Below are 19,862 nucleotides of genomic sequence, written 5' to 3'. Positions count from 1 at the left end.
CCCGGTCAGTCCTCGGGCAGTTCCACCGGCGCGATCTCCTCGTACACGTCACCCGGCCCGGGGTTGGTCGGGTCGGTGGTGCCGCCCAGCTGGTGCATGACGCCCCAGACCGCGTTCAGCGCGGTCTGGACGGCGCCCTCGGCCCAGCCCGCGGTCCAGGAGATGTCGTCGCCGGCGAGGAAGATGCCGCGCTTGTCCTCGGCGAGCCCGTCCTGCATGAAGTGCGTGAACAGGCGCCGCTGGTAGCGGTAGTGGCCGGGCAGGTTGGCCTTGAACGCGCCCATGAAGTAGGGCTCGTTCTCCCAGGAGACGGTCACCGGGTTGCCGATGATGTGCTTCCTGATGTCGACCTTCGGGTAGATCTCGCCGAGCGACTTCAGCATGACCTCCATCCGCTCGTTCGCGGACAGCGGCAGCCACTTCAGGCTGTCGTCGCACCAGGTGTAGGAGAGGCAGATGACGGCGGGCTTGTCCGGGCCGTCGTCCAGGAGGTAGGTGCCGCGCGTCATACGGTCGGTGAGCGTCATCGACATGACGTCCCGGCCGGTCTCCTCGTCCTTGTCGAGCCAGAACGGCCGGTCGACCGGCACGAAGAGCTTGCTCGACTCCATGTAGTGCGTGCGCTCGATCGCCGTCCAGTGGTCGATCGGGAAGAGCGAGTCGTCGCAGGCGATCTTGGAGAGCAGCATCCAGGACTGGGCGGTGAAGATCGCCGACTGGTACGTACGGATGTCGCCGTTCGCGTCCGTCACGGTGATCCGGTTGCCGGACGTGCGGGTGAGGCGCGTGACGGCGGGGCGCGGCTGCCCGTTCACGTGCAGGGTCGCCAGCGAGGTGCCGTACGCCCAGTGCACGATCTTCTCGGGCGCGCGCTCCCACAGCCGCATCGGCAGCTGCTGGGAGCCGCCGACGATGCCGCGGTGGTGGTCGTCGGCCTCGGTGTAGACGACGCGCAGGATCTCCAGGATCGAGTTCGGGAAGTCGGTGTCCCAGCCGCCGGTGCCGAAGCCGACCTGGCCGAAGATCTCGCGGTGCCGGAAGGACTTGAAGGACTCCGACTCGCACAGGAAGCCGTAGAAGGTCTGGTTGTCGAGCTTCTCGACGAGCTTCGCCCAGATCTCGCGGATGCGCGGGACGTCGCGCTCGCGCATGGCCTGGTTCATGTCGGAGAAGTCGGCGCCGTCCTCGAGGCAGGCGTTCCAGGCGTTCATCACGTCGCGGTAGACCTGCGGCAGGTCGTCGACGGAGGTCGCGTAGTGCGACTCGCCCTTGAGGTCGACGACGGTCGAAGGCGTCGACTCCGCGAGGGGGTTGGGGAACGGCCGGGTCTCCAGGCCCACCAGGTCGATGTAGTGCTGGAGCGCCGTGGAGGACGGCGGGAAGCGCATCGCGCCCATCTCGGCGGTCAGGGACGGGTCGCAGCCGTCGAAGCCGACGGTGCGCAGCCGGCCGCCGATCTGGTCGGCCTCGTAGACGACGGGCTTGAGGCCCATCTTCATCAGCTCGTACGCGGCCACGATGCCGGACAGGCCGCCGCCGATGACGGCGACCTCGGTGCCGTGCTCGGTCGCCGGTATCTGGCCGAGGCCCGCGGGGTGCGCGAGGAAGTCGTCGTACGCGTACGGGAAGTCCGGGCCGAACATGGTGATCGGCGGCTGCTGCACGTCGGCGTGCTGGACGGCGTTGGGCACGGTGGACGTCATGGGGTACGGACTCCTTGCGCGAAAGCTGGTGAGAGGAAGGCTTTTTGATCGACCGTCAGATCACGGCGGTCGGATCGGTCCGTCAGATCAGGGACCCGTAGAGGCCGGGGCGGCGGTCCTGCAGATACGGGTTCACCTCGCGCGAGGCCGCGAGGGAGACGGGGTCGGCGTCGGCGAAGACCAGTTCCTCAGCGCGGCCGGCCCGGGCTCGGGCGATCCCGTCGGGACCGGCGAGGGTGGAGAGTCCGACGAACTCGAACTCCCCTTCCTGGCCGACCCGGTTGACGTAGGCGACGTACATCTGGTTCTCGAAGGCGCGCACCGGGACCACGGACTCGGCGACGAACTGGAAGGGGTGCATCTGCGCGGTGGGCACCAGGAGGAGGTCGGTGCCGGCGAGGGCGTGCGCGCGGACGTTCTCCGGGAACTCGACGTCGTAGCAGATCATCAGGCCGATCCGGAGGCCGTCCAGCTCGGCCTGCACGACGGGCTGGTCGCCGGGTGTGAAGTGGTCGCGCTCGAAGCAGCCGAAGAGGTGGGTCTTGCGGTAGTTCGCGAGGCGGCTGCCGTCGGCCGAGATCAGCTGGACGGAGTTGAAGACGTCCTCGCCGGCGCGCTCGGGGTAGCCGTAGGCGATCGCGACGCCGTGCCGGCCGGCGGTCTCCGCGACCGCGTCGGCGGAATCCCCGTCGGCGCTCTCGGCGAGGCGGGCGATGTCGTCGCCGATCGCGTACCCGGTCAGGAACATCTCCGGCGCCACCAGGAGCCCGGCGCCCGCGGCGGCGGCACGGCCCGCGGCCTCGTCGAGGACCTTGAGGTTCTCGACGACCGAGCCGGGGCGGCCGGAGCTCTGGAGCAGGGCTGTGCGCATGCGTGTTCTCCACCGGTACGCGGGGGGATTGGGGGGCTCTTAGACGGTACGGGCGCCGGGCTCGGCCGGACAAGGCGGAGCCGTTGCGCGCCGGTGAACGATTCGTTGCGTGCGTCGGGGGTGCGACGGCGATTCGTTGCGCGCCCCGCGGCCGACCGCCGGTCCTCCTGGAGGCGCAGCTCACAGCGGTGCCTCCGCCGGGCGGCGGAGGGCGGGTGACGCCCGCGGCACGATGTGCCCGGCGGGCGTCGGCGGAACAGTGGTGACTGTCCCCCTCACCTGCGGAAAGGACCGCGATGAACTGGCTCAGCCGTCGTACGAGGATCGCCGTGCTCGCCACCGCCCTGCTGCTCACCGCCGGGACGGCCGGATCCGCCGTCGCCACCGGCGGACACGACCACGCGCCGCGCGAGGCCGCCGCGCTCACCGGCACCGCCAAGCTCTACCGCTCGGCGGGCGACGACATCACCTTCTCCTTCGACGCGCATCTGGCGGCCAAGGACAAAGCCGACCCGACGAAGGCCACCGGCACCTTCCGTTTCAGTCACTACCTGCACGGCGACGGCGCCTACGCGAAGGTCAAGGTGGACTGTCTGCTCACCGGCGGCAAGGTGGCCGTGGTCTCCGGGGTCATCACCGAGTCCGACCTGCCGGGCGCCAAGGGCAACCGGGTCGGCGTCACCGTCCATGACCTGGGGCGCCACGACCGGCTCGGCTACAGCTGGGCGTCGGTCGGCAACCCGGCGGAGACCAAGGACCTGCCCAAGTGCGTGAGCTCGGCGCCCTTCGAGAAGGTCAAGCAGGGCACCGGCGACTTCCATGTGGTGCCCTGGCGGCCGGACTTCTAGGGCCGGGTCGCGGCGAGCGCGAAGGTCGTGATCACCGCCGCGTGGTCCGACGGCCAGTCGTTGCCCGCCACGTCCGGCCACGGGCGCGGGGTGCCGCTGACGAAGGTGCGGGAGTCGAGCACCTTCAGTCCTCGGTGCAGGACGTAGTCGATCCGGTCCTGCGGCTCGGGGCGGCCGCTGCCGTCCTCGTGTGCGGTGTGGATCGGCGACCAGGTGTGGCCGGGGTCGGCGGCCGGGTCGGGGTGGGCCTCGCGGTAGGAGTCGCGCAGGCCCGCCGCCTCGGCCGCCTCGGTGACCGGCCAGACCACGTGCGGCCAGTCCAGATGCGAGGGCGTGTTGAAGTCACCCACGAGAACCACGGGGGTGCTCTCGTCGGACGACTCGGCGATCCGCCGCAGCGTGTCCCGCATCTGGGCAAGCCGCACCTCCTCGTGGGCGATCAGCTCGTCCGCGGGCAGCCCGTCGAAGGCGGCCTCGTAGGGCCCGTACGGCGTGTAGTGGAGGTGGGCGGTCCAGACGTCCACCTCGCGCGACGCGTCGATGCGGACGCGGACGCCGGCCGCTCCGTAGAAGCCGACGTCGGGGTCGCCGAGGCGAGCGGTGATCGGGTACCGGCTGATGACGCCGAGGTTCTCGCCGGCCCGGTGGTGGTGCCAGCCGAGGGCGTCGGCGAGTTCCCCGGCCGCGCTGCCGCCGGTCTCCTGGAGTCCCACGATGTCGGCGCCGGTCTCCAGGATCGCCTTGAGCTGCTTGGCCCGGTGGTCGTCGACCGGGCTGCCGCCCAGCCAGAGGTTCCAGCTCATCACGCGCAGCTCGCGGGTGAGCATGGCGCGCAGCCGCTGCGGGGTCACGTCCTGCAGGCTGGCCAGCACGGTCCGCCCGGGCGCCGGGCCGATCGGTGCGAGCGAGGGCACGGCGAGCACCGCGCAGCCCGCCGCCTCGGCGGAGGCGACGCCCGTCTCGGTGTCCTCGACGGCCACGCAGCCCGCCGGGTCCACGCCGAGGGCGTGGCAGGCGGCGAGGTAGGGGTCGGGGGCGGGCTTGGTGTGCTCGGTGTCGTCGGCGGTGACGGAGACCGCGAAGCGGGCGGCACCGAGGGCTTCGAGCACGGTGTCGGCGACCGCGCGCGGCGACGCGGTGACCAGGGCGGTCGGGACGCCGTCCCGGGCGAGGGCGTCGAGCAGGTCGAGGGCGCCGGGGCGCGGCACGATGCCGGTGCGCACGCGGTCGGCGAACTCCCGGTGCAGCTCGTCGGCGATCTCCGCGGCCGGGGCCCCCGTGACCCCGCCCAGCCAGCCGGCGGTGTGCTCGACCGGGCGCCCGAGCACCTCCGGCTGATCGGCCTCGCCGACCGCTCGACCGAGCCCGGCGGCCACCTGTTCCACCGCCTCCCACCACAGTCGCTCGGTGTCCACGAGCGTGCCGTCCATGTCGAACAGAACGGCCTGGAGCGGGGGTTGGGGGGCGGTGCGGGGGGTCACGGGGCTCTCTTTCACTTGGGTGGTGGGGGGCGGTCTGCGCGCTGGGTAACGAGCTTCGACTCGGTGGGTGGGGGCGGTCGGCGCGCTCGACGGCGAGCTTCGGCGGGGATCAGTCGGCGCGCCCGGCGACCAGCACCGGCCGCTCCGGCAGCGTCACCGTCACGGCGGCACCGGCGCCCAGCGTGGCGGCTTCGTGGGTCGGCAGGTCGGCCTTCACCTCGGTCGCGTCGGGGAGTCGTACGGTCACGCGGGTCGCGGCGCCCAGGAAGGCGGTGGCGACGACCCGCGCCGCTCCCTGGTCGTCGGCGGTGATGTGCACGGCCTCGGGCCGCACCAGCACGTCCACCTCCGGGCCGTCCGGCGCTTCCCCGTCGACCGGCAGCCGCTGTCCCAGCACCTCGACCGCCCCGTCGGACAGCCGTCCCGGAATCCGGCTCATCGTGCCCACGAACTCGGCGACGAACGCGGTGGCCGGGCGGCCGTACAACTCGGCGGGGGCGGCGCACTGTTCGAGCCGCCCGGCCCGCATCACGGCGACGCGGTCCGCCATGGACAACGCCTCTTCCTGATCGTGCGTCACGAACAGTGTGGTGATGCCGAGTTCCTGCTGAAGGCGGCGGATCTCCTCGCGCAGCGTGAGCCGCACCTTCGCGTCGAGCGCGGAAAGCGGTTCGTCGAGCAGCAGGACGCGCGGGCGCAGAGCGAGCGCGCGGGCCAGGGCGACGCGCTGCTGCTGGCCGCCGGAGAGCTGGTGCGGGAACCGCTCGCCCTTGTCGGCGAGACCGACGAGGTCGAGCAACTCGGCCGCCCGGGTGCGCCGTTCGGTCGTACGGACCTTGCGCATCCGCAGTCCGAAGGCCACGTTGTCGACAGCGCTGAGGTGCGGGAAGAGGCTGTACGACTGGAAGACCATCCCGGCGTCGCGGCGGTGGGCCGGGACGCGCGTGACGTCCTCGCCGTCGACCAGCACCTCGCCGGAGTCGGGGTGTTCGAACCCGGCGAGCATGCGCAGCGCGGTGGTCTTGCCGCAGCCGGACGGGCCGAGCAGGGCGAGGAGTTCGCCCGGCCGCACGGTCAGGTCGAGTCCGTCGAGGGCGACGGTCGGGCCGAACTCCCGGCGCAGTCCCCGGAATTCGACGGTGGCGGCCTTCTCGGCGGTGGCCTTCTCAAGCGTGGTGGTGGTCATGGTTCATCCCCGGGAGGCGGAAGCGGTTCGGGAGCGTCCGCCGAAGCCGGCGAGCGCGAGGAGCAGTGCCCAGGTGACGAGCAGGCTGAGCACGGAGACGGCGACGGACAGCTGGGCCTGCGAGCCGCCGACGCTGTAGATCCACACGGCGAAGGGCCGGAACCCGAGCAGCTGGGCCACGGTGAACTCGCCCAGCACCAGCGCCAGGGTGAGGAAGGAGGCGTTGAGCAGCGCCCCGCGCAGATTGGGCAGCACCGCCTGTACGAGCGCCTGCGGCCAGCTCGCCCCGCAGCTGCGCGCCGCCTCGACGAGCGTGCGCACGTCCATGGCGCGCAGCCCGGCGTCCAGCGCCCGGTACACGAACGGCAGCGCCATCACGACGTACGCGAGTACGAGCACGAACGGGAAGTCCGGGTTCTGGATCGCGACGAACGTCTGGAACAGCGGCGTACGGGAGAGGTGTTCGGGTCCCCACTTCAGGACCGTGCTGATGCCGGCGACGAACGCGATGGGCGGCACGACCAGCGGCAGCGAGCAGACCACCTCGACGACGGGCCGCAGCCTGGGCGCGCCGAGCCGCAGCGCGACCATGGCGGGCACCATCAGCAGCAGGACCACCGCGATGGTGGCGGCGGCCAGTTCCAGCGAGAGCACCAGGCTGGAGGTGAAGCCGTCGGCGGAGACGATCTGCCGGTAGGCGTCGAAGCTGACTCCGCCCGGCACGTCGACCGTGAAGATCACGGACGCGGCGAGCGGCACCAGGAAGTAGACAGCGGCGCAGGCGAGGACGGCCCAGCGCCACAGGTTCAGGCGAGCCATCGCGCACTCCGTCGTTGCAGGGGCAGGTACACGGCCATGACCAGGCCCGCGATGAGGACCATGTCGAGGCTGAGCGCGAGCGCCACGTTCTCCTGGCCGACCAGCACGTTGCCGGAGATGGCGTCGGCGATCTGCAGGGTGACCAGCGGGACCGAACTGCCCACCATGGCCGCGGCGGTGGCGTACGCGGCGAAGGCGCTGCCGAACAGCAGCACCAGGCCGCCGAGCAGCGAGGGCGCGAGGACGGGCAGCGCCACATGCCGCCAGTACTGGACGCCGGTGGCGCCGTTGTTCTGTGCCGCCTCGCGCCACTGGGAGCGCAGTCCGTCGAGGGCGGGGGTGATGGTGAGGACCATCAGCGGGATCAGGAAGTAGAGGTAGACGAGGACCAGGCCCCAGAAGCTGTAAAGGTCCCAGCCCTGGTCCTTCAGCCCCAGGTGGGTGGTCAGGACACCGGCGTTGCCGAGGGTGGCGACGAACGCGAACGCGAGCGGTACGCCGCCGAAGTTGGCGAGAACACCGGAGGCGGTGAGGACGGCCTCGCGCAGCGCGCGGAAGCGTGAGGTCACCACGGCCTGGGCGAGCGGCAGTCCGAGGAGGGTGGCGAGGCCGGCGGACACGGCGGACAGCTTGACGCTGCCGACGAGGGCGGTGAGGTAGGCGCCCTGCACGGAGTCGGTCATGTTGGACGCCGTGTACGAAGTGGCGCCGGTGGCCTGGTCCTTGACGGTGAAGGCGCCGTTCAGCATGGCCAGGGCGGGGATCCCGAACGCGATCGCCACGAACAGCAGCAGCGGGACGACGGCGAGCCAGCCGGGGGCGCGGCGCCGCCGCTTCACTGAAGCGGCGGGCACCACGTCGACCCTCGTGAGAGTCGCGGTCATCCGGAGACGGCCTTGCCCCAGCCCTGGGCGATGACGCCCTTGGCCTTGCTCTGCTGGGCCTCGCTCGGGAAGCTCGGCGTGCCGGAGACCTTGGGGAGCTTGGCGGCGGCGGTCTTGTCGAGCGTGCCGGCCTTGTCCATGGCGGTCATCAGGGCCGGGCGGGCGTACCCCTTGAGCCAGAGGTTCTGGCCCTCGGCGCTGTAGAGGTACTCCTGCCACAGGCGGGCGGCCGCCGGGTGCGGGGCGTCCTTGTTGACGGCCTGGGAGTAGTACTGGGAGAACTTGCCGTCGGAGGGGACCGCGACCTTCCAGTCGACGCCCTTGGTCTTGAACTCGTCGGCGTAGCCCGCGTTCAGGTAGTCCCAGTCGATGCTGATGGGCGTCTCGCCCTTCTCGACCGTGGCGGGCGTCGACTCGACCGGCGTGTAGTTGCCGTTCTTCTTCAGCTTGGCGAAGAAGTCCAGGCCGGGCTGGATGTCGTCGAAGGAGCCGCCGTTCGCGAGCGAGGCCGCCCACACACCGCCGAAGGCCGAACCCGACTTGGTGGGGTTGCCGTTGAGCGCGACCTGGCCCTTGTACTGCGGCTTGAGCAGGTCCGCGAACGTCGTGGGACAGGTCTTGACCCGCTTGGCGTCGCAGCCGATGGAGATGTAGCCGCCGTAGTCGTTGAACCACTGCCCCTTCGGGTCCTTCTGGCCCTCGGGGATGTCACCGAAACCGGCCACCTTGTAGGGCGCGAGCAGTCCCTGCTGGGCGGCGCTCAGCGCGAAGGAGCTGCCGAGGTCGAGGACGTCGGGGGTGCGGTCCTGGCCCTTGCGCGACGTCACGGCGTTGATCTCGTCCTGGCTGGAGCCGTCGGGGTTCTCGACCTCGACCTTGATGCCGTACTTCTGCTTGAACCCGTCGATGAGGGCGCCGTAGTTGGCCCAGTCGCGGGGCAGCGCGATCGCGTGCAGCGTGCCTTCCTTCTTGGCCGCCTTGACCAGCGCGTCCATCCCGCCGAAGTCCTTGGCGGAGGTCGCGGTGGCGGCGCTCTTGCCGTCGGCGGTGGTCGACGCGTTGTCGGGGGCCGCGCCGCAGGCGCTGAGGGCGAAGGCTGCGGCGATGGCGAGGGAGCCGCCGATGAGGGCGGTTCTCGGCAGGGACACGGTCACGGTCTCTCCAGGGGGACGCACGAGGGTTGCAGGAGGTACGGCCAACTTGTCTGAACAAGTTGGCCTCAGTACGCCCTCCCCCGGTGTCGTGTTCGTAAACTCTGGCGAAACCCTGAGCCCTGATTCCCTGCACAATCCCGGCTGACACGGATCACCACCGGATCTCGATTACGCTGGTCACGCTGTGCACAGCAACCGACTCAGAGGGGAAGCATGGCGGCGCGACACGAGGAGATCGCCGATGAGCTGCGGCGGGCGATCGACCGCGAGGAGTACACGGTCGGCAGTCTGCTGCCCGCCGAGACGGAGCTCGCGGCCCACTACGGCGTCTCGCGTGGCACGGTCCGCCAGGCCGTCGCGGCGCTGACCGCCGAGGGGCTCATCGGGTCGCGGCAGGGCGCGCGCCGGGTGATCCTGGCCAGCCGTCGCAGCCAGAGCTTCGCCGAGCTGCGCAGCTTCGCGCAGTGGGCGCGGGCGATGGGGCGCGAGGCGACGGGGCATGTGGTCGTGTCGGAGTACCGGTCGGCCACCTCGGAGGACTGCGGGCGCCTTCAACTCGCTGCGGGTACCCAGGTGTTGCACGTCCTGCGGGTACGCGGACTGGACGGTGAACCGGTGCTGCTGGAGCGGACCGTGTACGCGGACTGGATCTCCCCCGCCGTCGAGCGCATCGAGCCGGAGTGCCCGTCCGTGACGCAGCGGCTGTACGAGGACGAGGGCCTGGTCTTCGCGTACGGCGAGCACGTCATCGACGCGGTGGCGGCGGGCGCCCAGGACGCCGAGCTGCTCGGGGTCCGCCGCACCAGTCCGCTGCTACGGGTGCGCCGCGTCACCACGACACGCGAAGGGCGCCCGGTGGAGTGGTCGGACGACCGCTACCGCTCGGACGCCGTGAGCTTCAGCGTGCACAACTCGATAGGGAACAACGCGCTGGCGCGCAAGCCCGCCGAGTAGGCGGGGTCAGGTGGGCGACCCGGAAGAGAACCTCCGCAGGAGCGGCGAGAGCACCAGCACGGACTTCGTCCGCTCCACGAACGGCTCTCCCGCGATCCGCTCCAGCACGCGCTCGAAGTGGCGCATGTCGGCGGCGAAGACCTGGACGACCGCGTCCGCGTCGCCCGTGACGGTGGACGCGGCCACGACCTCCTGGTAGCGCTCCAGGCCCCGCCGGATGGTCTCGGGAGAGGTGTTGTGCCGGCAGTAGATCTCGACGAACCCCTCCGTCTCCCAGCCGAGCGCCGCCGGGTCCACCCGTACGGTGAAGCCGGTGATGGCGCCGGTGGCCCGCAGCCGGTCCACGCGCCGCTTCACGGCGGGCGCGGACAGGCCGACCAGTTGCCCGATGTCCGCGTAGGAGCGGCGGGCGTCCTCGGCGAGGGCGTGCACGATGCGTTCGTCGAGATCGTTCAGCAAGGTGGGTGGTTCACTTCTGTGCGGGTACTGCGGTGGTGTCGGGGGCGGCCATCCGGGACCGCCGGTAGCCGTAACTGAAGTAGAACACGAGCCCGACGGCCATCCAGACTCCGAAGACCACCCAGGTGACGGTCGACAGGCTGCCCATCATCCACACGCAGAGCGCGAAGCCGATCGCGGGCAGCACCGGCGACAGCGGCACCCGGAAGGTGCGCCGCATGTCGGGGCGGGTCCGGCGCAGCACCACGACGGCGACGTTGACCAGCGCGAAGGCGAAGAGCGTGCCGATGCTGGTGGCATCGGCCAACTGGCCGAGCGGGATCGCCGCGGCGAGCACACCGCAGAACAGCGACACGATGACGGTGTTGGCGCGGGGAGCGCCCGTCTTCGGGTGGACGCGCGCGAACACCTTGGGCACGAGCCCGTCGCGGGCCATGGCGAAGAGGATGCGGGTCTGGCCGTAGAGCACGGTCAGAACGACGCTCGCGATGGCGATGACGGCGCAGGCGGCGAGCAGGGTGCCCCAGAAGGTCTGCCCGGTGACGTCCTTCATGATCTCGGCGAGCGCGGCCTCGGAGTCGTTGAACCGCTTCCAGGGCTTGGCGCCGACGGCGACGGCCGCGACGACGACGTAGAGCGCGGTCACGATCACCAGCGAGAGCATGATCGCGCGCGGCAGGTCGCGCTGCGCGTTCTTGGCCTCCTCACCGGCGGTGGAGGCGGCGTCGAAGCCGATGTAGGAGAAGAAGAGCGTGGCACCGGCGGCGCTGACACCCGTCATGCCGAGCGGCATGAAGTTCTCGTAGTTGCCGGAGCGGAAGCCCTGGATGCCGATCGCGCAGAACAGCACCAGCGCGGCGATCTTCACCATCACCATGATCGTGTTGGCACGCGCGGACTCCTTCGCGCCGCCCAGCAGGAACGCCATGGCGAGCAGCACCACGATGAGCGCGGGCAGGTTGAAGACGCCCCCGTCACCGGGCGGCGCGGACAGCGCGTCCGGGATGGTGACGCCGATCGTCCCGTCGAGGAGTTCGTTGAGGTACTCACCCCAGCCGACCGCGACGGCGGCGACGGACACGCCGTACTCCAGGACGAGACACCAGCCGCAGATCCAGGCGATCAGCTCGCCGAGCGTTGCGTACGCATACGAGTACGAGGACCCGGCGACCGGGATGGTGCCCGCCAGTTCGGCGTAGGAGAGGGCCGAGAAGAGCGCCGTGAGTCCGGCGATCACGAAGGACAGGGTGACCGCGGGTCCGGCCTTGGGGACGGCCTCGCCGAGGACCACGAAGATCCCGGTGCCGAGGGTGGCACCGATGCTGATCATCGTCAGCTGCCACAGGCCGAGGGAGCGGCGAAGGGTGCCTCCCTCGCCCTGGCCGCCCTCGGCGACCAGGCGTTCCACGGGCTTGCGGCGCATGAGGCGTGCGCCGACGCCCGGGGACGGTGGGGCGGGATGACTGCGGGACTGCGGGGGTGCGCCTTGGTCGAGCACGCATCGGCTCCTTCATCGCTGCCGGTCAGGGGGACGGGGACCGGCGGCGCCCCCTGGCAACGGAGACCCACCGAGCGGGGTCCCCGCCACACCACGTACAGCGCTTGACCCTATGGGCGATGCCTTCACGGACGTAATGCAGCAACCTTGCGCATCTCCGCAAGATCGTTGCGTTCATCGCACTCCTGCGGATGTTCGTTGCGCGGCGCCTTTCGACTGTTGCGCGGACGGTTGCGCGGCTCCTCGGAGCCGTATGGATTGACACCTCGTCAGGTCTGTTTCATGGTGCTGCTCGCTCGTCGAGACGGAGGCACGGCATGGAGCTGGATGTCCTGTACGAGATCGACGTACCGAAGCCGTGGCAGGGCGCGCACCCGCGGGGTCAGCGGGAGGCGGAGCAGCGGGCCTACCAGGAGGCGGTGGAGCAGATCCGGCTCGCGGACCGGATGGGGTTCCGTACGGTGTGGGCGGTGGAGCACCACTTCCGCGAGGGGCGTTCGCACTGCCCGGCGCCCGAGGTGCTGCTCGGCCATCTCGCGGCGCTGACCGAGCGCGTCCGGCTCGGCTTCGGCGTGACGCTCACTCCGTTCGGGTTCACTCCCCCACAGCGGATCGCGGAGAAGGTGGCCGTCGTCGACGTGCTGTCACAGGGGCGTGTGGAGTGGGGCACGGGCCGCTCGACTCCCATGGAGCAGACGGCTTTCGGGGTCGACCGGGAGCGCTCGCGCGACGACTGGCGCGAGGCCGTCGAGATCGTCACGGGGATGTGGCGCGAGGAGTACTTCGCCTACGAGTCCCCGCGGTTCACCTTCCCGCGACGCATGGTCACCCCGAAGCCGGTCCAGGATCCGCATCCGCCGTGCTGGATGGCGGCGACCTCGCCCGGCTCGGCGGAGGTGGCGGGTGCGAGCGGGCTCGGCCTGCTGTCGTTCTCGATCATGCAGCCGCTGGAGGCGATGGCCCGGCAGGTGGCGGCGTACCGCGAGGCGACCCGCGCCCCGTCGCCGATCACGGACGTGACGACGAACCGGGTGGCCGCGTACACCCTGGTCCACGCGGCGGACCGCCCGGGCAGGCGCGTGTGGGACTCGGTGGCGTGGTGGTACGAGAACCTCGCGCAGTTCACCCTGGAGTGGGAGCTGCCGCACCTCTCGCCCGAACAGCGCGAGAAGGTCTTCCCGTTGCTCGGGCCGATCCTCCAAGGCAGCGTCCCGGTAAGGGAGTTCAACGACGGCGACATGATCCTCATCGGCGACGCGGAGACCATCGTCCGCAAGGCCAAGCACTATGCGGACCTCGGCATCGACCAGCTCATCTGCTACGTCCAGTGGGGCTATCTGGAGCACCGGGAGATCCTGCGCACGATCGAGATCCTGGGCAAGGAAGTGATCCCGGAGCTGGCCGGGTACGCGCCGAGGACGGCCACCTCATGAGCGGCGTGAACGGCGTGAGCGAGCCGCTGGACACCTCCCCCGTCCCCGACTACGCCTCCCTCCATCGCCTGGACGGCCATCCGTTCGTCCTGCTCGGCGCGGGCAACGGCATCGGCCGCCAGACCGCGCACGCGCTCACCGCGGCGGGCGCGCGGGTGCTCTGCGTCGACGTGGACAAGGAGCGCGCCGACGCGGTCGCCGCCGAGACGGGCGGGATCGCGTACGTCGCCGATGTCACGCGGCGGGAGGCGGTGCGGGACCTCTTCGCCTACGCGGCACGGGAGTTGGGGCCGGTCCGCGGGGTCGTCGACATCGTGGGCATGGCCCGGTACAGCGCCCTGACGGATCTTCAGGACGCCGAGTGGGACTGGCACTTCGACATCGTCCTGCGGCACGCCTGGCTCGCGGTCCAGTACGGCGGCGCGGCGGTCGCCGAGGCGGGCGGCGGCCCGCTCGTGTTCGTCGCCTCCGTCTCCGGGCTCACCTCGGCCCCGCTGCACGCCGCGTACGGCGCCGCGAAGGCCGGGCTGGTCTCCCTGGTCCGCTCGGCGGCCGTGGAACTCGGCCCGCGCGGGGTGCGGGTCAACGCCGTTGCACCGGGGGCCGTTTGGACACCCCGGGTCGCGTCGCTCCTCGGCGAGGAGGGCCGCCGCGTCAACGCGGAGAACACCCCGCTGGGCCGAATCGCCACCCCACCGGACATCGCCGCACCCCTCCTCTTCCTGGCTTCCCCGCTCTCCACGTACATCACCGGCCAGACCCTCGTCGTGGACGGCGGAGTGACGGTCAAGTTCCCGTACCCGACGATCGGCGCCGCCCGATGAAAGACCTGCTGCGAGGAATCTCCTGGTGGTCCGAGGACGGCCACCCGCTGCGTGCCGACCCGGCCGACCGGGACCGGCTGCCCGCCGACACCTGGTCGCGTGCGCTCGTGCCCGCGGGCGTACGTCTGGAGGTGCGCTGCCGTGGAGTGGACCGGCTGCGGATCCGGTACGCGGCCTCGGCGCCGTCCCCGACAGACGCGTACCGTCGCAGTGCTCCCGTCTTCACGCTGCTGTCGGGCGACGACGTGGCCGCCGAGACCGCGGCGCATCCGACGGACGACGGCACGGCGGTCCTCGAACTCCCCTCGCCCGACGGTGAGTTCACCGTCCATCTGCCGGAGACGCTCCGCCCGGTGATCCACGCGGTCGACGCCGGCACGGGCACCGTTGAGCCCGCACCCCGCCGCCCCCGCTGGCTGGTCCACGGCGACTCGATCGTCGAGGGCTGGGCGGCGTCCCGCCCCCACCTCGCCTGGCCCGCGCTCGCCGGACGCGCCCTCGGCGTCGACACGGTCAACGTGGGCTACGCGGGGGCGGCCCGCGGCGAACTCGCCTCCGCCGAGCAGCTGGCCGCCCTCGACGCCGACCTGATCACCGTCGCCTTCGGCACCAACTGCTGGGCGCGGCCGCCTCATTCGGCCGCGCTGCTGCACGAGACGGTCCGCGCGTTCCTGACGGTGCTCCGCCAGGGCCACCCGCACATCCCGCTGCTGGTCGTCTCCCCCGTCGTACGCCCCGACGCGGACGCCACCCCGAACCGCCTCGGCGCCACGCTCACGGACCTGCGCGCCGCGGTGGAGTACGCCGCTGCCGCCCAGGACGTCGCCCTGCTGCCCGGAGGCGGGCTCCTGGACGCCGCTCAGCTGGCGGACGGGGTGCACCCGGGCGACGGGGGCCACGCACGGCTCGCGGAGGCGGTGGTGACGGCGCTGCGCAAGCTCGGCTGAGGTCGTCAGATGTCGTCCGGGTCCCCGGCGACGGCCCGCGCCTGAGCCTCGTCGACCTCGTCGAACCCCATCCGCCCGGGCTGCCCGTACGCCGCCGCCTGGGCGTCGATCCAGCGGGTGTGGGCCTCCCAGGCGGCCTGCTTGCTGGTGCCGAGGGCCGCCCCGATCTGGGACCAGGAGGCGCCCGACTCGCGGGCCGCGCGCACGGTGAGCTGGCGACCGTACGCCGCCTTGCGGGCCACCACCTCGCTCAGCGCGAGGAGTTCGAGGAGCCCGGCACGGTCGAGCGCCTCTGCGTCACTGCCGGCCCCGGCGAGCGACTCCCGTACACGCAGCTCGTCGAGACGGGCCACGGCGGTCTGCAGGGTGTACTGCGGCTCGATGCTCTGCGGTGTCGTCACACCTCCACGGTTGCGTCAAGCAAGCTTGACGTCAAGAGGGCCTGACGGACTCGGCGAAGTCCGAGCACCCGCCACACGACGACGGCCCCCGCCGTCCCGCCCACGGGACACCAGGGGCCGTACACCACGAGGAAGCGCGTCAGCTCCAGCTGGCGTGCAACGGCTTGCCCTCGGCGTACCCCGCCGCACTCTGGATGCCGACGATCGCGTTCTCGGCGAACTCCTCCAGGGAGTTGGCACCCGCGTAGGTGCAGGAGGAGCGGACGCCCGCGATGATCGAGTCGATCAGGTCCTCGACGCCCGGACGGGACGGGTCGAGGAACATGCGCGAGGTGGAGATGCCCTCCTCGAACAGTGCCTTGCGGGCGCGGTCGTACGACGACTCGTCGCTGGTGCGGTTCTTGACCGCGCGGGCCGACGCCATGCCGAACGACTCCTTGTAGAGGCGCCCGCCCGCGTCCTGCTGAAGGTCGCCCGGGGACTCGTACGTGCCCGCGAACCAGGAGCCGATCATGACGTTGGACGCGCCCGCGGCCAGCGCCATCGCGACGTCGCGCGGGTGGCGGACTCCGCCGTCGGCCCAGACGTGCTTGCCGTACTTCTTCGCCTCGGCGGCGCACTCCAGGACGGCGGAGAACTGAGGCCGGCCGACGCCGGTCATCATGCGGGTGGTGCACATGGCACCGGGGCCGACACCGACCTTGATGATGTCCGCGCCCGCGTCGATCAGGTCCTTGACGCCCTCGGCGGCGACGATGTTGCCCGCGACGATCGGAACGTGCGGGTCGAGCGCGCGCACGGTCCGGATCGCGCTGATCATCGACTCCTGGTGGCCGTGCGCCGTGTCGATGACGAGCGTGTCGACGCCCGCGTCGAGCAGCTGCTTGGCCTTGCCCGCGACGTCGCCGTTGATGCCGACGGCGGCGGCGATGCGCAGCTTGCCGTCGGCGTCGGTGGCGGGCGTGTAGAGCGTGGCGCGCAGGGCGCCCTTGCGGGTGAGGATGCCGGCGAGCTTGCCGTCCGCGTGCACGGCGGGCGCGTAGCGGCGGTTGGCGCCGTCCAGCTTGTTGAAGGCGTCGCGCGGGTCGATGTCCGCGTCGAGCAGCAGCAGGTCGCGGGACATGACCTCGGTCAGCTGCGTGAAGCGGTCGACGCCGGTGAGGTCGGTGTCCGTGACCACGCCGACCGGGCGGCCGTCCTCGTCGACGACGACGCCCGCGTTGTGCGCCCGCTTCGGCAGCAGGGCCAGCGCGTCGGCGACGGTCTGGTGGGGGGCCAGGACGATCGGGGTGTCGAGCACCAGGTGGCGTCCCTTGACCCAGGAGATGACCTCGGTGACGACCTCGATCGGGATGTCCTGCGGGATGACCACGAGTCCGCCGCGGCGGGCCAGGGTCTCGGCCATCCGGCGGCCCGCGATGGCGGTCATGTTGGCGACGACCAGCGGGATCGTCGTACCCGAGCCGTCCGGGGAGGAGAGGTCCACGCCCTGACGGGAGCCGACCGCACTGCGGCTCGGGACCATGAAGACGTCGTCGTACGTCAGGTCGTACGGGGGCTGGATGTCGTTGAGGAAACGCACGTGCTGCACATCCCAGTCGTTCGAGGTGACCCCCGGACAGGTCAGCCAGGGGGAAGAGCACGTACTTCATTGTCCCATGTCGGCTGGAATGCGATGCCCGCCCAGATCATCCAGGCTGGTCAGGTGACTACTGGTGCGATCCTCCAAGAGCCAGCGCCACGGTCAGCGGCGCCGTGCGGTCCGCCGCCTCGGAGAACACCTCCCGCGCGACCTTCCACTCCTCGGGCCGCGCCTTCGCGTACCCCTGCCACCCGGTGACCACGATGAGCAGCCCCTGCTCCGCGGCGGCCGCGGGCCAGACGGAGGCGTCGCCGAGGCTGTCGGCGAGCGCGTCCCAGTTCCGCCCGAACCACTCCGGCAGCTCCAGAGCCCGTACGCAGCGCTCCATGAAGTCCGCCTTGTCCGCGACCCCGTCGAGTTCCAGCGTGACCACGTGGCGGCCCACCCCGGCGTCCGTCATCTCAGTACCGCCCTGAACGAGTTGTAGTGATCATCGGTGTAGTAGATCTCACCACCCTGCCCAGTGACAATGCGACGGGCTCCCCGGCCTTGCGAGCCGGGGGTCCGCACCGTGAACTCGTGGTAGTAGCCGCTCTGTTGGCGGGGCAGTTCTCGCTCGAAGTTCCCGAAGACGACGCCGTCCCTGGCGTACGGGAAGGGGCCGCCCTTGTCGATGAGGGCGAGCGTCTGCCGGGCCTCGGCGGGGAGCGCGGACTCGCGCACGGTTCCCATGCCGTCCGGCGCCCAGGTGGGCGCCGAGGCAGAACCGGTGGCGGCGTCCGTCGACGACGAACAGCCGGTCAGCAGAACGGCGAGACATACCAACAGCCCCGCGAGCACACGGGGAACGGACCGCAGCACCATGTCGCCGATGCTGTCACGCCCGCCCCCGTATGGCCGCCTGTCAGGGCCCGTCCGGGTCCGCCCGGTTGAGGGCCGGACGCGGCGTCGATCCCGCCGTCATCAGGTAGTCCGCGGCCGCCGTGTCCGTCACCAGGCTGGTGACCAGGCCGGAGCGGAGCACCGCGTCGATGGCGGCGGCCTTGCGCTGCCCGCCCGCGATCGCGACGACCTCGGGGATACGGCGCAGCCGGTCGGCCTCGACCGTGATGCACCGCTCGCCCAGGTCGCGCCCGACCCGGCGGCCCTCGGCGTCGAAGAGGTGCGCGGACATCTCGGCGGCGACACCGAGCGAGGCGTAGTGCGCGCGCTCCTCGTCGCTGAGCATGTCGTGCACGGTCGAGATGCCCGGCTCCCAGGAGCCGATGGAGACGCAGGCGACCGTCACCTTGTCGAAGTACTCGAAGGCGCGGGCGATCCCCGTCTGGTTCCGCAGGGCCGCCGCGGTGGCCTCGTCGGGCAGCAGCATCGGCGCGTAGATGGGGTGCGCGTCTCCGCCCGACACCTGGGCGGCCCGGCGTACGGCCTCTACGGAGCCGCGCTCGGCGGTCCCCGCGTCGTACACGCCCGTCAGCTGCACCACCGTGCACGGGGGCAGCCGGTCGAGGGCCGCCGCCATGTGGATGGTGGAGCGACCCCAGGCCAGGCCCAGCACATCGCCCTCGTTGACCAGCTCGCCGAGCAGGTCGGCGGCGACCTCGCCGAGGTTCTCCGGATCGGGAGAGGTCTCCTCGGCCTCGGCCGGGGACTCGACCACGACGGCGTGCCTGAGGCCGTAGCGGGCGCGCAGCGCGTCGGAGCGCTCGGCGTCCAGCTCGGCCGGGACTCGGATCTCGATTCTCACAAGATCCCGTTCGAGAGCGGTCTCCAGGACACGGGCCACCTTGAAGCGGCTGACGCCGAACTCCTCGGCGATCTGGATCTTGGATTTGCCCTCGAGGTAGAAGCGGCGGGCCATGGCCGCCGCCTGCACCAGCTCAGCGGGTCCCATCCGCATGGCTGACCGGCCCGCCGACATACCCGACACGGCGCTCTCCTCACTGCTGTTCACACTCTGGATACGCCGTTCATCCTTGCAGATCCGGCGGACTTGATCAGCCCTGATGGGCGGCGTTCACGTTCCCTTGGCTCAGTGGTCGCACGCCCATGCCGCCTTGGTGGTCACCGCCCGGGCCTGCTCGCGCAGCGAACGGACCGCCTGAGCGGGGTCCGCGGCGCCGTACACGGCCGAACCGGCGACGAACACATCGGCTCCCGCCTCCGCGCACCGTTCGATGGTGTCGGCCGAGACACCGCCGTCGACCTGAAGCCACAGCTCAAGACCGTGCTTGCTGATCAACTCGCGAGTGCGCCGGATCTTCGGAAGCATGATGTCAAGAAATGACTGGCCGCCGAAACCGGGCTCGACCGTCATGATCAGCAGCATGTCGAGCTCGGGCAGCAGATCCTCGTACGGCTCGATCGGGGTCGCCGGCTTCAGCGCCATGGAGGCCCGGGCGCCCTTGGCCCGGATCTCACGGGCGAGCCGCACCGGCGCGGCGGCCGCCTCGGCATGGAAGGTGACGGAACCGGCACCCGCTTCTACGTACTGGGGCGCCCACCGATCGGCGTCCTCAATCATCAGATGACAGTCCAGCGGCGTGTCCGTCGCCCGCGCCAGGGACTCTACGACCGGCACACCAAGTGTGAGGTTCGGGACGAAATGGTTGTCCATGACGTCTACGTGGAGCCAGTCGGCTCCCTCGACCGCCTTCGCCTCCTCGGCGAGGCGGGCGAAATCGGCGGACAGGATACTGGGGTTGATCTGCACGGCCATGACCCAAGCGTGCCATGCCCGAGGCCGGTTGCCCGCCCCGGTCCGGACCTAGGCCGTTCTGCGGATGTTGTCGACGGGGTCCGCATGCCATGCTGGGCCGCC

At 71.1% G+C, this 19,862-nt stretch carries 20 protein-coding genes; 5 read left to right on the top strand and 15 right to left on the bottom strand.

The features are described from left to right. Window positions 1–5: 5 nt before the first annotated feature. Together AB5J56_RS37215 and AB5J56_RS37210 are read right to left on the bottom strand one after the other, a co-directional pair. The gene (locus tag AB5J56_RS37215) at window positions 6–1,703 is read right to left on the bottom strand and encodes a flavin monoamine oxidase family protein (RefSeq protein ID WP_369239539.1); all 1,698 of its coding nucleotides are present in this window, start codon (window positions 1,701–1,703) and stop codon (window positions 6–8) included. A gap of 82 nt (window positions 1,704–1,785) precedes the next feature. Then, window positions 1,786–2,574, bottom strand: a complete 789-nt coding sequence (locus tag AB5J56_RS37210) for a carbon-nitrogen hydrolase family protein (RefSeq protein ID WP_369239537.1) — start codon at window positions 2,572–2,574, stop codon at window positions 1,786–1,788. A 296-nt stretch (window positions 2,575–2,870) separates the two neighbouring features. On the opposite strand from AB5J56_RS37210, the gene AB5J56_RS37205 reads away from it, so the two are divergent. Next, entirely contained in the window at window positions 2,871–3,422 is a 552-nt protein-coding gene (locus AB5J56_RS37205) for a Repetin (RefSeq protein ID WP_369239535.1), read from the top strand. Here the strand turns inward: AB5J56_RS37205 and AB5J56_RS37200 are convergent. The 5 genes from AB5J56_RS37200 to AB5J56_RS37180 form a co-directional block, all read right to left on the bottom strand. Then, window positions 3,419–4,903, bottom strand: coding sequence for an HAD-IA family hydrolase (locus tag AB5J56_RS37200; protein ID WP_369239533.1), 1,485 nt, complete (start codon window positions 4,901–4,903; stop codon window positions 3,419–3,421). The two genes, AB5J56_RS37205 and AB5J56_RS37200, sit on opposite strands and share 4 nt — an antisense overlap. Before the next feature lie 109 nt (window positions 4,904–5,012). After that, window positions 5,013–6,089: an ABC transporter ATP-binding protein gene (locus tag AB5J56_RS37195; RefSeq protein WP_369239531.1), complete on the bottom strand. Its 1,077-nt coding sequence runs from the start codon at window positions 6,087–6,089 to the stop codon at window positions 5,013–5,015. A gap of 3 nt (window positions 6,090–6,092) precedes the next feature. After that, on the bottom strand, window positions 6,093–6,908 hold the full coding sequence (locus AB5J56_RS37190) for an ABC transporter permease (RefSeq protein ID WP_369239529.1): 816 nt from the start codon (window positions 6,906–6,908) through the stop codon (window positions 6,093–6,095). Continuing rightward, window positions 6,896–7,792, bottom strand: a complete 897-nt coding sequence (locus tag AB5J56_RS37185; protein WP_369239527.1) for an ABC transporter permease — start codon at window positions 7,790–7,792, stop codon at window positions 6,896–6,898. The genes AB5J56_RS37190 and AB5J56_RS37185 overlap by 13 nt, the downstream gene beginning before the upstream one ends. Beyond that, window positions 7,789–8,946 carry an ABC transporter substrate-binding protein gene (locus AB5J56_RS37180; protein WP_369239525.1) on the bottom strand — a complete coding sequence of 386 codons (1,158 nt, stop codon included), beginning with the start codon at window positions 8,944–8,946 and terminating at the stop codon, window positions 7,789–7,791. The genes AB5J56_RS37185 and AB5J56_RS37180 overlap by 4 nt, the downstream gene beginning before the upstream one ends. 213 nt (window positions 8,947–9,159) lie before the next feature. On the opposite strand from AB5J56_RS37180, the gene AB5J56_RS37175 reads away from it, so the two are divergent. Then, window positions 9,160–9,900: a GntR family transcriptional regulator gene (locus tag AB5J56_RS37175; protein WP_369239523.1), complete on the top strand. Its 741-nt coding sequence runs from the start codon at window positions 9,160–9,162 to the stop codon at window positions 9,898–9,900. 6 nt (window positions 9,901–9,906) lie between these two features. On the opposite strand, the gene AB5J56_RS37170 is transcribed toward AB5J56_RS37175, so the two are convergent. Next, window positions 9,907–10,359: an Lrp/AsnC family transcriptional regulator gene (locus tag AB5J56_RS37170; RefSeq protein ID WP_369239521.1), complete on the bottom strand. Its 453-nt coding sequence runs from the start codon at window positions 10,357–10,359 to the stop codon at window positions 9,907–9,909. 10 nt (window positions 10,360–10,369) lie between these two features. After that, complete coding sequence (locus AB5J56_RS37165) at window positions 10,370–11,857, bottom strand: amino acid permease (RefSeq protein WP_369239519.1); 1,488 nt, start codon at window positions 11,855–11,857, stop codon at window positions 10,370–10,372. 317 nt (window positions 11,858–12,174) lie between these two features. On the opposite strand from AB5J56_RS37165, the gene AB5J56_RS37160 reads away from it, so the two are divergent. The 3 genes from AB5J56_RS37160 to AB5J56_RS37150 are packed head-to-tail and all read left to right on the top strand — an operon-like array spanning window position 12,175 to window position 15,061. Beyond that, window positions 12,175–13,290, top strand: a complete 1,116-nt coding sequence (locus AB5J56_RS37160; protein WP_369239517.1) for an LLM class flavin-dependent oxidoreductase — start codon at window positions 12,175–12,177, stop codon at window positions 13,288–13,290. Beyond that, window positions 13,287–14,114: an SDR family NAD(P)-dependent oxidoreductase gene (locus tag AB5J56_RS37155; RefSeq protein ID WP_369239515.1), complete on the top strand. Its 828-nt coding sequence runs from the start codon at window positions 13,287–13,289 to the stop codon at window positions 14,112–14,114. The genes AB5J56_RS37160 and AB5J56_RS37155 overlap by 4 nt, the downstream gene beginning before the upstream one ends. Further along, complete coding sequence (locus AB5J56_RS37150; RefSeq protein WP_369239514.1) at window positions 14,111–15,061, top strand: GDSL-type esterase/lipase family protein; 951 nt, start codon at window positions 14,111–14,113, stop codon at window positions 15,059–15,061. The genes AB5J56_RS37155 and AB5J56_RS37150 overlap by 4 nt, the downstream gene beginning before the upstream one ends. 5 nt (window positions 15,062–15,066) lie before the next feature. On the opposite strand, the gene AB5J56_RS37145 is transcribed toward AB5J56_RS37150, so the two are convergent. The 6 genes from AB5J56_RS37145 to rpe form a co-directional block, all read right to left on the bottom strand. After that, window positions 15,067–15,462 carry a hypothetical protein gene (locus AB5J56_RS37145; protein WP_369239512.1) on the bottom strand — a complete coding sequence of 132 codons (396 nt, stop codon included), beginning with the start codon at window positions 15,460–15,462 and terminating at the stop codon, window positions 15,067–15,069. Between the two features lie 139 nt (window positions 15,463–15,601). Continuing rightward, window positions 15,602–17,044: a GuaB1 family IMP dehydrogenase-related protein gene (locus AB5J56_RS37140; protein ID WP_369243020.1), complete on the bottom strand. Its 1,443-nt coding sequence runs from the start codon at window positions 17,042–17,044 to the stop codon at window positions 15,602–15,604. Window positions 17,045–17,171: 127 nt separating this feature from the next. Continuing rightward, window positions 17,172–17,504: a barstar family protein gene (locus AB5J56_RS37135; protein ID WP_369239510.1), complete on the bottom strand. Its 333-nt coding sequence runs from the start codon at window positions 17,502–17,504 to the stop codon at window positions 17,172–17,174. Beyond that, complete coding sequence (locus AB5J56_RS37130) at window positions 17,501–17,908, bottom strand: ribonuclease domain-containing protein (protein ID WP_369239508.1); 408 nt, start codon at window positions 17,906–17,908, stop codon at window positions 17,501–17,503. The genes AB5J56_RS37135 and AB5J56_RS37130 overlap by 4 nt, the downstream gene beginning before the upstream one ends. Before the next feature lie 40 nt (window positions 17,909–17,948). Continuing rightward, the gene (locus AB5J56_RS37125) at window positions 17,949–18,995 is read right to left on the bottom strand and encodes a sugar-binding transcriptional regulator (protein WP_369239506.1); all 1,047 of its coding nucleotides are present in this window, start codon (window positions 18,993–18,995) and stop codon (window positions 17,949–17,951) included. Window positions 18,996–19,073: 78 nt separating this feature from the next. Beyond that, window positions 19,074–19,760, bottom strand: coding sequence for a ribulose-phosphate 3-epimerase (gene rpe, locus AB5J56_RS37120; RefSeq protein WP_369239504.1), 687 nt, complete (start codon window positions 19,758–19,760; stop codon window positions 19,074–19,076). Window positions 19,761–19,862 lie beyond the last annotated feature (102 nt).

This window comes from Streptomyces sp. R21, from assembly GCF_041051975.1.
Lineage (GTDB): Bacteria > Actinomycetota > Actinomycetes > Streptomycetales > Streptomycetaceae > Streptomyces.
The sequence above is the reverse complement of the archived record's forward strand: the minus strand, read 5'-3'. Positions and strand labels throughout refer to the sequence as shown.

Bases quoted from the DNA above. Each gene is read 5' to 3' on its own strand.
- AB5J56_RS37215 (WP_369239539.1), bottom strand. From the start codon at position 1,703: ATGACGTCCACCGTGCCCAACGCCGTCCAGCACGCCGACGTGCAGCAG.
- AB5J56_RS37210 (WP_369239537.1), bottom strand. From the start codon at position 2,574: ATGCGCACAGCCCTGCTCCAGAGCTCCGGCCGCCCCGGCTCGGTCGTC.
- AB5J56_RS37205 (WP_369239535.1), top strand. From the start codon at position 2,871: ATGAACTGGCTCAGCCGTCGTACGAGGATCGCCGTGCTCGCCACCGCC.
- AB5J56_RS37195 (WP_369239531.1), bottom strand. From the start codon at position 6,089: ATGACCACCACCACGCTTGAGAAGGCCACCGCCGAGAAGGCCGCCACC.
- AB5J56_RS37190 (WP_369239529.1), bottom strand. From the start codon at position 6,908: ATGGCTCGCCTGAACCTGTGGCGCTGGGCCGTCCTCGCCTGCGCCGCT.
- AB5J56_RS37185 (WP_369239527.1), bottom strand. From the start codon at position 7,792: ATGACCGCGACTCTCACGAGGGTCGACGTGGTGCCCGCCGCTTCAGTG.
- AB5J56_RS37175 (WP_369239523.1), top strand. From the start codon at position 9,160: ATGGCGGCGCGACACGAGGAGATCGCCGATGAGCTGCGGCGGGCGATC.
- AB5J56_RS37160 (WP_369239517.1), top strand. From the start codon at position 12,175: ATGGAGCTGGATGTCCTGTACGAGATCGACGTACCGAAGCCGTGGCAG.
- AB5J56_RS37155 (WP_369239515.1), top strand. From the start codon at position 13,287: ATGAGCGGCGTGAACGGCGTGAGCGAGCCGCTGGACACCTCCCCCGTC.
- AB5J56_RS37150 (WP_369239514.1), top strand. From the start codon at position 14,111: ATGAAAGACCTGCTGCGAGGAATCTCCTGGTGGTCCGAGGACGGCCAC.
- AB5J56_RS37135 (WP_369239510.1), bottom strand. From the start codon at position 17,504: ATGACGGACGCCGGGGTGGGCCGCCACGTGGTCACGCTGGAACTCGAC.
- AB5J56_RS37130 (WP_369239508.1), bottom strand. From the start codon at position 17,908: ATGGTGCTGCGGTCCGTTCCCCGTGTGCTCGCGGGGCTGTTGGTATGT.
- rpe (WP_369239504.1), bottom strand. From the start codon at position 19,760: ATGGCCGTGCAGATCAACCCCAGTATCCTGTCCGCCGATTTCGCCCGC.